This is a genomic window from Rhodospirillum sp. A1_3_36 (assembly GCF_047263945.1).
Classification (GTDB): Bacteria; Pseudomonadota; Alphaproteobacteria; order Rhodospirillales; family Rhodospirillaceae; genus Rhodospirillum.
Genome location: NZ_JBLAVB010000026.1, coordinates 1 through 13028 on the forward strand (window position 1 = coordinate 1; position 13028 = coordinate 13028).

8 protein-coding genes are annotated in these 13028 nt (G+C 63.9%); 6 read left to right on the forward strand and 2 right to left on the reverse strand.

Going from position 1 to position 13028, the window contains the following annotated elements; genetic code table 11:
* Positions 1-861, reverse strand: an 861-nt coding sequence (locus tag ACLIRY_RS24275) for an IS1380 family transposase (RefSeq protein ID WP_413208010.1), incomplete at its 3' end; no start/stop codon positions are given.
* 601 nt (positions 862-1462) lie between these two features.
* Between ACLIRY_RS24275 and ACLIRY_RS24280 the strand changes: the two genes are divergently transcribed.
* From ACLIRY_RS24280 to ACLIRY_RS24300, 5 genes are all read left to right on the forward strand, one after another.
* Complete coding sequence (locus tag ACLIRY_RS24280) at positions 1463-3397, forward strand: hydantoinase/oxoprolinase family protein (RefSeq protein ID WP_413208011.1); 1935 nt, start codon at positions 1463-1465, stop codon at positions 3395-3397.
* A gap of 3 nt (positions 3398-3400) precedes the next feature.
* Positions 3401-3799: an acetone carboxylase subunit gamma gene (locus ACLIRY_RS24285; protein ID WP_413208012.1), complete on the forward strand. Its 399-nt coding sequence runs from the start codon at positions 3401-3403 to the stop codon at positions 3797-3799.
* 126 nt (positions 3800-3925) lie between these two features.
* Positions 3926-6082: a hydantoinase/oxoprolinase family protein gene (locus ACLIRY_RS24290; protein ID WP_413208013.1), complete on the forward strand. Its 2157-nt coding sequence runs from the start codon at positions 3926-3928 to the stop codon at positions 6080-6082.
* Between the two features lie 65 nt (positions 6083-6147).
* A complete protein-coding gene (locus ACLIRY_RS24295; RefSeq protein ID WP_413208014.1) occupies positions 6148-8409 on the forward strand; it encodes a hydantoinase B/oxoprolinase family protein in 2262 nt (753 codons plus the stop codon).
* Complete coding sequence (locus ACLIRY_RS24300; RefSeq protein ID WP_413208015.1) at positions 8406-9230, forward strand: hypothetical protein; 825 nt, start codon at positions 8406-8408, stop codon at positions 9228-9230. The genes ACLIRY_RS24295 and ACLIRY_RS24300 overlap by 4 nt, the downstream gene beginning before the upstream one ends.
* A 68-nt stretch (positions 9231-9298) precedes the next feature.
* Here the strand turns inward: ACLIRY_RS24300 and ACLIRY_RS24305 are convergent, their stop codons facing one another.
* A complete protein-coding gene (locus tag ACLIRY_RS24305; RefSeq protein WP_413208016.1) occupies positions 9299-11200 on the reverse strand; it encodes a sigma-54-dependent Fis family transcriptional regulator in 1902 nt (633 codons plus the stop codon).
* A gap of 609 nt (positions 11201-11809) precedes the next feature.
* Here ACLIRY_RS24305 and ACLIRY_RS24310 point away from each other — a divergent pair.
* Positions 11810-13009: a CobW family GTP-binding protein gene (locus tag ACLIRY_RS24310; protein WP_413208017.1), complete on the forward strand. Its 1200-nt coding sequence runs from the start codon at positions 11810-11812 to the stop codon at positions 13007-13009.
* Positions 13010-13028: the final 19 nt, after the last annotated feature.

Here is a 13028-nt window from a genome sequence, read left to right on the forward strand (position 1 = left end):
GGTGGTGGCGTTGGTCTCCAGGAACTCCAGCGCCGCCCGGGAGCGGATTTTGCGCGCTTTGTGCACGAGGAGGGTGTTCCGGGGTAGACCGAGGATATAGTCGACGCCGTTGGCCTCGCACCAGCGCGTCAGATTCCCCCGGAGGAAGCCGGAATCTCCGCGTACCAGGATGCCCACCTTGGGCCAGGACTTCCGGATGCGCGTGACGATCCGTTTGATCGCTCCCTTGGCCCCTTTGGCGCCGTCGACATTGCCATGGCGGAGTTTCGCCATAAGCAGGTGGGGGCCGCAAGTGACATAGAGCGGCAGGAAGCAACTGTGTTCATAATACCCGTGAAAGAACCCGCCCATTTGATGGCCGTGGGTTTTGATGTCCGTGGCGTCGATATCCAGGGTGATCCGCTCGGGTGGGCTGTTGTGGCTTTCCAGGAACAAATCGACGAAGAGGTCCTGGAGATGGGCCGGTTGGGCGGTGATTTTGTGATAACGCCGGTTGTTGTCCTGAAAGCTCCGTTCCATTCGCCCCAGGGTGGAACTTCCGGCCAGGGATTTGAGGGGGTCGTTTCCCTTTAGGTTCGCCTCGCCCAGGAGCTTCAGCAGCGGATCATGGCGCAGGCTGTCGTGGTCGGTGAGATCCTCGTAACCGAGAGCGATACCCGTTACCCTCTGGGCAAGCAGATTGGGCAATGTATGAGTGACCTGATCCTGTGCGCGCCGATCCTCGAAACAGGCTGCCATGCGCCCAAACAGGTTCAGGCGCTCCGCTGTCTCCCGTAACAACACCCCGCCCGCGTTTGAGGTAATGTCACCCCCATCAAAGGCGGCGAGAACCTGCCTTTTCCCATGATCGCCAAACCGCATCCCTGAAAAACACCCCGTAATTTCTCACCCAGCCTCCATTATAACCTAACTCACTATTATCATTCACTCTTTCTAAGGCCAGCCGACTGCCCGGTGACTTTTCCGGGTCAAAGGCGGCGAGAACCTGCCTCTTCCCGTGATCACTGAACCGCATCCCGAAAAAACACCCTGTAATTTTTCACCTACCCCGCAGTATGCCGTAATTATCTGTTATCATTCCCTATTCCAGGGAATGCGCGCTGGCGGCGTGACTTTTCCGGGATGAAGGGACTGAGCGATCCGAAATAGACGGTCGCTCTCTTTGCCGGTTCGACGGATGTTCGATCCGAGGTCGGAAGGTGTCCGTTTTTCGGTCGTCCCAGGTGGGGTGAAAGGCCCTCTCATCGCCGAAGAAATTCAAAAAGTATCTTTATATCAAATATTTATATTGAGGTGGCGCCGCTTTCTTCCCAATGGAAGCAAACCTGCATCTTCTTCCAAAGCAACCAAGACCGAAGCGGTGAGACGGGTCAACCCTTCCGCCGTTTGGGCAAGGGCCGGGCACGCGAAGCGCTCCCGGCGCCGGGTGAATGCCGCGACCAAATGGGAGGAGAAACGCGACATGACATTTCAGATCAATATCGACAACGGGGGGACCCTGACGGACGTGTGCATCATGTCCGGCGGCGCTGCCTGGAAAACCAAGGTCCTGACCACACCCTACGACTTGTCGAAATGCTTCTTCGAAGGGCTGCGCAAGGCCTCCGAAGTGGTGTACGGCGCCGCCGACGTGAAGCGCCTGCTCGAGGACGTGGACCTCATCCGCTATTCCACCACGCAGGGCACAAATGCCATCTGCGAACGCAAGGGGCCCAAGCTGGGTTTGGTCATTGATGCCGCGGCCACGGATTTGCCCAAGGCGCTGCGCGACCATGACCCGGAAGTGTACGACGCCCTGGTTGGGGACCGCGTGGGCTTCATCGATCCCGCCGTGCTGAATGGCGCGGACGCGGAAGTCGACGTGGTCAAGGTCATCAACCAGCTGACCGCCAAGGGCGCCAACCGTCTGGTGGTCTGTTTCGCCCACGACGCTTTCCACGCCGACGAGGAGCAGGTCAAGAAAATCGTCCTGCGCAAATATCCCCGGCACCTGCTGGGCGCGGTGCCGGTGCTTTATGCCTCCGATCTGACCGTGGACCGGGACGCCGATCGACGGGCTTGGTCGGCGCTCATCAACTCCTTTCTGCACCCCTCGATGGAAGCGTTTCTCTACAACGCAGAAAACCGTCTGCGGGAATACCGAGCCAAGAACCCGTTGCTGATTTTCCGCAATGACGGGGACGCGTCGCGGGTGGCCAAGACCGTGGCGATCAAGACCTACAGCTCCGGCCCCCGGGGTGGCATGGAAGGGGTGAAGAGCTTCTCCGCTCTCTATGGTTTTCGGGATGCCGTTTCCATCGACGTGGGCGGTACCACCACCGATATCGGCCAGTGCACCGAAGGCAAGGTCGCCGAGGTCCGCCGGGGCCACGTGGAAGGGATCAGCGTCTCCTTCCCCCTCTGCGAGATCATGAGCGCGGGCGCCGGTGGCAGTTCCATTTTCGGGGTCAAGGACGACTTGATCACCATCGGTCCGGAAAGCGTGGGTGCCCTGCCGGGACCGGCTTGCTTCGGCCGTGGCGGCAAGGAAGCCACCATCACCGACGCCAGCCTGCTGGCCGGCCTGTTCGATCCCAAGTCCTACTTCGGTGGGGGGATGGAACTGGACCTGGCTCGTGCCGAGGCCGCCGTCAAAGCCAACGTGGCCGAGCCCCTGGGCATGGATGTCGATGCCGCCGTCCTGGCCATGTCCGAGGCCTTCGAGGCCAAGGTGGCCGCGGAACTGCACCGCTGCACCAGGATCGTCGAGGACACGGTCCTGCTCGCCTTCGGTGGCGCGGGCCCGCTCAACGCCTGCGGCGTGGCCGAGAAGGCGGGTATCCGCCGGGTCGCCATTCCGGCCATGGCCGCGGTGTTCTCCGCCTACGGAATCGGATCCTGCGACGTCTCCCAACGCTATGCCATCGGCCTGGATGATCACACCGACGTCGCCTTGGGAGCCGCGCTCGCCGGACTGAAGGACAAGGCCGCCCGCGACATGTTCGCCGAGGGCTACGGTCCCGGAACCTACACCCTGAAGGCCCGGCTCGTCGCCGAAACCGCCCAGGGCGACGTGGTCCATGACCTGGGTGACGGCGCCACCTTCCCTGCAGCGCTGGCCTCCTCGCCCACCGTCGAGTTGGAACTGACCGCGGTCAAGAGCCTGCGCCACACGGAGCATCGTCACATGGGAATGGGACGGGGCGGAGCCGCCAAGGCCGCCGAAACCCGGCTGGCCCTGGTGGTCGGCGAGGGACGTGTCGCCCTGCCGGTCTATCGCCTCTCGACCATGGCCCCGGGAGACTACGCTCAGGGCCCCGCCATCCTGGAGGAAGACTTCTTCACGGCCCGCGTTCCCAAGGGGTGGGGCTTCGTCGTGTCCGAGGCGGGCGACATCATTCTCGACAGGGAGGACTAATCCATGAAAGTACCCATGACCGAATACCTGCGGATCGACCTGGAAACCGAAAAGTGGGAATGCCGCGTCTGCGGCCATGTGATCGCGCCTGCGGATGGCAACTACAAGGAAGGCTTGTTGGTGCACAACCGGGACCCCCGGGAAATCCATCCGCCGATCATTGATCCCGACCGCTATCGCTTCACCTTCAGCCCGGACCCCGATTGGGTGCGCATCCTGGAATTCTGCTGCCCCAGTTGTGGCACGCAGATGGAGACGGAATACGCCATCCCTGGCCATCCCCCCCTGTGGGACATGCAGGTCGACGTCGCCGCTCTGAAGGCCCAATGGGCCAAGCGCGACCAAGGGAAGCTGCCCGACGCCGGACCCGCCGTGGTGCCGGGACGTCTCCACGGTCATTGAGGGAAGCGCCGCCCGCCCTTCGGCGCGGGCCAATCGCCGCCCGCCCTTCGGCGGGGGCCAACCAACGAACCCGGAAACGGACCGCGCGAAACAGCGGCCTTCCGGAACCGAGAGTAGGGAGCGAACATGAAACGTGTATCCGTTGATATCGGCGGGACCTTCACGGACTGCTTTGTCGTCTGGGGCGACCAATATATCGAGACAAAGGCCCTGACCACCCACCACAACCTGGCGATGGGGTTCAACGAAGCCCTGGGCAAGGCGTGCGAAGTCCTGTCCCTGCGCCTGGAGGAGGTCCTAGCTACGGTGGACAGCGTCCGCTACGCCACCACCCTGGGCACCAACGCGTTGATCGAGCACAAGGGGCCCCGCATTGGCATGTTGGTCACTGCGGGCTACGAGGCCACCGTGCCGCTCAGCCGAGCCCGGGGGTACGGGGAGGGGTTGGACAACCTGGGTCAACAGGACATGCCCAACGCCAAGCGGCCCGATCCCCTGGTGGAGCCTCATATGATCCGGGGCGTGCGCGAGCGCCTGGATTTCCAGGGCAAGCTGGTCATGCCGCTGGACGAGGACGACCTGCGCCACCAGATCCGCGAACTGGTGGACCGGGGCGCCCAGATCATCGTCGTGGCGCTGGTCAACGCGGTGGTCAACCCCGCCCATGAACAGCGCATCGAGGAAATCCTGCTGGAGGAATATCCCTCCCACCTGCTGGGCGCCATTCCGGTGATCCTGTCCCACCAGGTCGCGGGCCGAAAGGGCGAATACGTGCGGGCGACCTCGGCCATCGTCGACGGCTACCTGCACTCCACCATGTACCACGCGCTCTCCACCCTGGAGCAGAACCTGCGGGCCCACAGCTATGAAAAGCCCATGCTGGTGATCCACAACTCTGGTGGCATGGCGCAACTGAACTCCACCGATGCCCTCCAGACCATCCATTCCGGCCCGGTTTCGGGCATCGGCGCCTCGGAACACCTGGCCATGCAGGCCGCGCTCGGCAACGTCGTGGCGACCGACATGGGGGGCACCAGTTACGACATCGGCATCGTCGTCGAAGGGGGGGTGAAGCACTACGACTTCAACCCGGTGATCGACCGTTGGCTCGTTTCCGTCCCCATGGTGCATCTGGTGACCCTGGGCGCGGGCGGTGGCTCCATCGCCTCCTACGATCGCATGTACAAGACCGTGAAATGCGGTCCGGAAAGCGCCGGATCCGATCCCGGCCCCGCCAGCTACGACCGGGGCGGCATGCGTCCGACGGTGACCGACGCCGATCTGTTGCTGGGCTACCTGGATCCGGAGAACTACGCCGGTGGATCGATCCCCCTGAACCCGCGGCGGGCCAAGGCCGCGGTGGAGGACGCCCTCTGCGACGAGTTGGACTGTTCCGTGATCGAAGCGGCCAAGCTGATCCGCGAAAAGGTGGATGACAACATGGCCAACGGCCTGTTCACCGAACTGCGGGCCCGGGGCTACGACCCCAAGGACTTCACCATGCTCGCCTACGGCGGCAATGGTCCGCTCCATTGCTGCGGCATCGCCCAGAACCTGAACATCGACAAGATCCTCGCTCCTCCCCTGTCGTCGGTCTTCTCGGCGGTGGGCGCGGGCAACATGCACCAGCTGCACATCCACGAGCAGTCCCTCTACATGGTGCTCTATGACAGCAACACCCGGAACATCTTCGACGACTACACCCGGTTCAACGGCATCGTCGCCGAGCTGAAGGAGCGCGGTAAGCAGGATCTGCTGCGCCAGGGCGTGCCCGCGGACATGATCCGTCACGACCTGGAACTGGACATGCGCTACGGCAACCAGCTTGTCCAGACCACCGCGGTGGTCCCCAAGCACGAGGTCCATGGTCCGGGCGATGTGCTGGCGATCATCTCCCAGTTCTCCAACGACTACGGAAAGCGGTTTGGCGAGGGCTCCCAGGCGCCGGAGGCGGGCATCCGCATCAACACCATTCGGGTGGCCACTTACGCCAAGCATGAAACCGTCCAGTTCCAGGACATCAAGCCCGTGGCCAAGCCGGAACGCAAGGCGCCGCCCGCGCCCAAGTCCACGCGCAGCTGCCATTTCGTTGGCCATGACAGCCCCTTCGAAACCCCGGTCTGGGCCCGCAAGGACCTGGACCCCGGCGTGGAGATCCAGGGCCCGGCCATCGTCGCCTCCGAGGTCACGACCTTCCTGGTCAATCCTGGCTGGACCTACGTGACCGCCAAGCAGGGCGCGTCCTGGTTCCTGCGCAACGAAGACCCCGTGACCCGGCACTGAACGGCGCGACTCCCCGGCGTGGCCAACGCGCCGGGGACAACGAAACCGATAGGAGGAAAAATCCAATGAATCAGATCACCAAGGCGCCGACGTCCGAGGAAATGGACCTGATCAAGAAGTTCCTGGACGACACGACCCTGTTCCTGGGTCCCGATCCGGAGATCATGCAGAACCATGACCTGATGCCGCGCACGGCCCTCGAGGAAGAGGCCATCGGCAAGGTCGCCGACACCCATACCATCGCCAAGATCCGCGACCGCATCCAGTCCGGTTGCGACGAAGGCTATGAGATGGTCGAACAGATGGGCGCGGCCCCCGGCGCCAAGTGGGGGGACGTCATCACCGGCGTCTATTCCGCTTCCGGCGACCTGGCCATCGCCTCGGCCGGTGGGGTGCTGATCTTCTCGGCTCTGGTCCACCACCCGATCAAGTTCATCATCAAGAACTGGATGAATGACCCCACCGTTGGCGTGAACGAAGGCGACGGCTTCATTCACAACGACAGCCGCTACGGCAACGTCCACAACACCGACCAGTCCATGATTCTGCCCATCTTCCACAAAGGCAAGTTGGTCTGCTGGGTGGCCTCCACCGTGCACGAGGGGGAAAACGGCGCCATCGAGCCGGGCGGCATGCCCTCCATGGCCGAAAGCCCGTCGGACGAAGGCCTGAAGATGTCGCCCTTCAAGGTGGTCGAGAACTACCAGATCAAGCGCGATATCCTGACCTTCCTGCAGAACTCCGTGCGCGAGCCGAAGCTGCAGTACGAGGACATGAAGGTGAAGCTCTTCGCCTGCCTGCGCATCAAGCAACGCATCGAGGAGACCCTGAACACCGACGGTCCCGAGGCCTTGGTCTCCACCCTGCGCCTGACCATGGAGCAGGTCCGCGCCGAGGTGAAACGCCGCGTTTCCGAATGGCCGGACATGACCGTGCGCACCTACATCATCCAGGATTCGACCCTGCGCGAGAACTGCCTGGTCAAGATCAACTGCAAACTGACCAAGACCGGCGATCGGTTGATCTTCGACTTCCGGGGATCCAGCCCGGAATTCACCAACCGCGCGACGAATACCATCGTCGCCGGGCTGAAGGGCATGCTCGCCCAGGTTTTCCTGTGCTACGTCTGGCCCGACCTGCCCCGCGGTCAGGCGGCCTTCGCGCCCATCGAGGTGATCACCGATCCCCATTCGATCGTGAACTGTTCCTATGACGCGCCCAACAGTCAGTCCCTGATGTCCATCTTCACGGGCTTCACGGCGGGCCAGCACGCGGTGGCCAAGTTCCTCTACTCCTGCCCGGAGAAGTTCACCAAGGTCCACGCGCCGACCTTCAACATGATCAACACCTTCATCTGGGGGGGCGTCAGCCAGCACGGCGAGACCCTGGGCAACCTCTGCGCCGACCTGAACGGTATGGGCGCGGGCGCCACCGCCGACCGGGATGGCGAACATGCCCTGGCGCCGATCTTCGCCACGATGGCCGATATCGGCGAACAGGAATTGAACGAGGAGGAAGTGCCCTTCCTCCAGTTGGTCTCCAAGAAGATGACGCGGGATGCCATCGCGCCGGGCAAGTACCGGGGCGGCCAGGGCTACACCATGATGGTGGCCACCAAGGACAGCGAGCAGTGGGGCTTCATGACCGTCTGTCAGGGCGCCAAGTTCCCGCCGCTGCAGGGTCTGTTCGGTGGCTACGCCTGCGGCGCCTATCCCCTGTCCAAGGTCAAGGACGTCGACGTCTACGACATCCTGATGAATGACCCGGGCAAGTTCCGCCACTCCATCGAGGAAATCATGAACGAGCGTCCCTTCGAGGACGCGAGTTACACCACCCACCACATGGGCATGGGCTTCGAGATCTCGAAGCGCGGTGAGCTGTTCATGATCAGCCAGGGCGCGGGCGCGGGGTACGGCGACCTGCTGGAGCGCGATCCGGTCAACGTGATCAAGGATATCGAGGAGGGACTGATCTCTCCGGACGTGGCCGCCCGCCTGTACAAGGTGGTCTTCGACCGCGCGACGCTCGCCATCGATTTCGCCGCCACCGACGCCGCCCGGGCCGAGGAACGAAAGGCCCGTATCGCCCGGTCCATTCCCTATTCCGAGTTCATCGAGGGATGGAACCAGCCCAAGCCGCCGGCCCACCTGATGTACTTCGGCTGCTGGGGAGACGACGTCGACACCCTGTACATGGGAGGCGAGGGCAAGACCCGGCGCGGGGACGAGCCCAAGCCCAACTACATGGCCCACCCCAAGGACGTGCGGATCGCCGAACTGGAAGCCCGTCTGGCCGAGGTCGGCGCGCTGGGAGACGAGAAGCAATGACCCTGTCCCTCGCGGAGTATCTGACCGGGCCCCGGGGCTCGGACCCGCCGCGGGTCTGGTTGGAGTCGTCGGGCTATGCCCGGCGACTTCTCCTTGGGCCGGGGGGCGATCCCTGGGCCGAGGGCGCGGCGAAATATCTTCAGTTCCTGACCCAGGCCTGCGGCCTTCTGCGTCCGGACGTGGTGACGGTGAACCTGGGGGAGCTCTTCCGATCCTGGCTGTCGCGCCATCCGGATCTGGTCAGCGACATGGGGGCCAAGAAACGGGCCACCTATCCCCTGCGCCGTATGCTCGAGGAACAGGGACCCCGGGATCTGCTCGACGAGGTCTGCGGTGCCGTGGCGAACAGTCTTGGGGGGCAAGCTCCCCTGGTTCTCTCCATGCCTTCTCCCCATGACTGGCTTCGGGAAACCGCGGAGATCACCGGGCGGGACTTCGACACCGAGGACCTGGACGCCTCGGAGGACGCCGCCATGTACATGGCCGACTTCATCCGCTGCGTCTCGACACGTCCCCTGTCGGGGCTGTTGCTGGAAGAGGGGGGGGCGCCCGGTCCCGCCGACCGCTACACGCCGGTTCTCAACGCCGCGCGGCATTACCGGTGGGCGGTGGCCGGACGGAACATCACGGCGGGACAGGAAGCGCTGTTTGATCTGGCCATCGGAACCGGACCGGATGTTCAGGGCCTCGACGTGGGGACTGTCCTGTTCGCGGGGGGGCCGGTTCCACCCCTGTCCGGAGGCGCCTTCTATTACGCCAAGGTGCCCGAGACCCACGCGCCGGAACAGGTTCTGGATGCCCTGAAACGACTGCGGATGTGAGAGAGCGGCGTTGAAAGGGCGGACGGGGTGGCATTGGGGGGCCGCCCCGTCCTCGCGTTCGTCGCGGTTCAGCCCCGGGTCGCGCGCAGGCGGGAAACGCGGTCCCGCAGACCAAACCTGTCGAGCTTGACATAGAGCGTGCTTTTCGCCAGCCCCAACTCCCGCGCCACGGACGCCAGATTGCCCTGGTTGGCGAGGAGAACCCGTTCGATGGCGTCTTTCTCGGCGATTTCGAGGGGCGTCAGGCCGTCGGCTTCTCCTTGGGTGAGAGACTCGTCGGTGCCGCCCGTCCCAAAGTCGTCGTCCAGAAGGTCGCTGGGGAGGTGTTTGGCCTCCAAAGGTCCGTTGCCCCCGATGAGCAGGGCGCCTTCCAGGGCGTTGCGCAGTTCTCGGATGTTGCCCGGCCATTGGTGTGCCCCCAACCGGGCGAGGAACGACGGCGCGACAGCGGGCACGGGGACGTCGTAGCGGCCGGCGATGTCGGCGAGCAAATAGTCGACCAACAGGGGCAGGTCTTCCAGGCGGTCGCGCAGGGCTGGCAGGCGCAGACTGGTCACTGCGATCCGGTAATAGAGATCCATGCGGAACCGGCCTTCCCGGACCTCCTCCTTCAAGTCCCGGTTCGTGGCGGTGATCAGGCGAAAGCTGACCTTGCGGGGGCTGTTCTCGCCAATCCGATAGACCTCCCCCGTTTCCAGAACGCGCAGCAGGTGAGGTTGCAGATCCAGGGGCATTTCCCCGATTTCATCGAGGAAGAGCGTTCCTCCGTCGGCGGCCTCGAACTTGCCCGTCATGCCACCCCGCCGGGCGCCGGTGAAGGCCCCTTCCGTGTATCCGAACAGTTCGCTGCTTAGCAGGTCCCGGGAAAAGCCGCCGCAGTTCAGGGCCAGGAAAGGGGCCTTGGGGTTCCGTCCGGTGGCATGGAAGGCCTGGGCGAAGGCGTCCTTGCCCACGCCCGTTTCCCCCAGAAGCAGAACCGGCGCCGTGCTCCGGGCCAAAAGGCGGGCACGTTCGACGGCGGACAGGTAGGCGGGCGCCTCGCCCACCAGGGTGTCGAAGGCGTCGGTTCCCGCCGCTCCCGGTGTTGGCAGGACGCGGACCCGGGACCGCCGCATGGTCGCGCTCTTGTCAGGCAGGACGAGGAAGGAGCCCAGTCGCTGTCCCTTGATGCGAATGGTTTCGATCCAATTCGCGTCAATCCATTCCGGGATGTTTTCCGTGCTGGGTTCTCCCTGGCGGCAGGGCAGGGTCAGGTCACGGATACCCAGTCCGGCGCTGTCCCCGGTGTGGGCCATGGAGGACATGACTTCGGCGGCACGTTCGTTGGCCTTCACCGGACGTCCGTGCCGGTCGAAGACGATCAACCCGTCATTGCCGATCCCGCTCAGGCGTTCGAGATAGTGGTTGAGCAGGCGATAGCGCAGGGTCAGTTCCCGGCGGGCCAATCGGTTTTCAATGCGTCCGGCCGCGGCGACGGCCAGGGCCAGGCTGTGGCGGCTGTAACTGGTCGTCAGTCCGGAAATGTCGATCGCGCCCAGAATGGCGTTGTTCGTTGGATTGCGGATGACGCTGGCGGAGCAGGACCACCGCTTGATGCCGGAACAGAAATGCTCTCCGGCATGGATCTGGATCGGTTGCCCGATTTGCAGCGCCGTGCCAATAGCATTGGTGCCGCAACTTCCCTCGGCCCAATTCGCGCCTGGCATCAGGTGTATTTTCTCCGACGGATCGCGGAGCTTGGTATCACCCTGGACGCTCAGAATGGAGCCGGAGGTGTCGGTCAACACCATCACCGTCCCCGTTTCCGAGAGAAAATCCCGGGCTGAAGCCATCACGCCAGCGCTGGCGCGGACCAAATCGGCGTTGGTCACCAAAAGGTCGTGCAGGGCATCGTCCTGGACCGGTGGCAGGGCCTGTTCCCGGGATGGGTCCACCGCCCCGTGGCAGCGCCGCCAGGAATCGTCGATCATGCGACGAAGGGCGCTTGATCCAGACTCTTGTCCCCGTAGGAACCGCTCCCAGGACTGTTCCACCTGCGCGTTGTTTTCAGGGCGCGAGAATTCCTGACGCATGGCGTTCCCGCCCATTGCGTAACCTCCCTTTTATATTCGGGCCCCGGATTCCATCCCCGTCCCCTGTCCTTCCCCTCCCTGGGAATTGTTCACGACGGGGGTTCGGGCCGTTCCATTGCGACGGGCCCCTTGTTTTGCTTCCTTTCGTTCTATCACCGAAATTCCACGGGGCCTAGGTCTTCAAAACCCTGGGGTGAACCGGTATCCGGAGCCGGAGGCCGTGGATGGGGGAAGGTCGGTGTCCAAAAGGGGGATGAGTGACGGGAAAGAGCGCGGGATTCGGTATGGAAAATGCGTCCTGAACGGGTGTTTTTTCGGGGAAAAACAAGCGATTTGACCGACCGATTATCGGACGGTTCCCATGGGGGCGAGGACGGAGATCGGACTCATGTCCGGGGCCTGTCATGGGTGCGGCGCGGTAAACCATTGATTGTGTTGGCCGCTCGTAAACTGGAAAGAAACCTGCATCTCTTCTCAGGTGTCCCCCATCGGAAGGAGCCCTGAACCATGGCCATGACCACCGCGACCGGACGTGTTCCGGTGACCCTGTTGACGGGTTTTCTGGGGGCTGGGAAGACCAGTCTGATCAATCGTCTGGTCACCGGCCCTGACATGGCTTCCGTCGCTGTTTTGATAAACGAATTTGGCGAAATTGGCATTGATCACCACCTTGTAGAGCGAATCGACGATGCCCTGGCCATCCTCGAGTCGGGCTGCCTGTGCTGTACGGTTCGGGGGGAGTTGATATCCGAATTGCAGGGGCTTCATGACCGCATGGCCCGGCGCGAGATCCCACCCGTGACCCGGATCCTGATCGAGACCACGGGACTGGCCAATCCCGCCCCCGTGGTCCGGGCCCTGACCGAGGATCGCTTCGTGTCCGCCCGTTTCCTGTGCGATGGAATCGTGACCGTGGTGGACGCGGTCCATGGACGCGCGACCTTGGAGGAACACGGGGAAGCCCGGGTTCAGGTGGCCATGGCCGATCGCTTGGTCCTGTCCAAGACCGACCTGGCGGGGCGGGCGGAACGGGCCGCCGTGGAGGCCCGGCTCGCGGCGCTGAATCCGTCGGCGCCGGTGCTGGATGGGGCGCGGGACGGCGGACTGGATCCCGCCGAGCTGTTCGGGGGAGGTTGTTATGCTTCGGAAGCCGAACCCGCCGACCCCCAGGCTTGGGTGGGACACGTCCAAGAGCGTGACCATGACCACGACCATGGTCACGACCATCCATCCGAGGACGATCCGCATTTCGGAAGCGCGGCGCGGTCCTTTTCCGTTCGCCTGCCGGGGGCCCTGAGTTGGCGTGGGTTCGCGCTACGTCTGGGTCAGGTCCTGGCCCGGTGGGAGGGTCGGATCCTCCGTTTGAAGGGGATCGTGGCGGCGCGGGGCCGGTCCGAACCCATGGCCATCCAATGCGTGGGGCGTGTGGCCTATCCTCCGGTCGCCCTGTCGCGCTGGCCATCCTCGGGCCCCCTGGCCGATGGGCGGGGCGTCCTGGTGGTGATTGGCGAGGGTCTGACGGGGGAGGACGAGGCGGCGATCACCGCCCTGTTGACCGATTGCCCCGATGATCGCGCCGCCCTGCGCCAAGCCATGGCGATCCCCGGTCTGCCCACCCGACCCTGGTTGGCCGAGCGGATCCCCTTGGCCCCCCCTCCGGGGATGGAGTCCGACGCCTTCGTCATCCAGCCCCGCTACCTGCGTTAACGGCGTAACAGAGAGAACA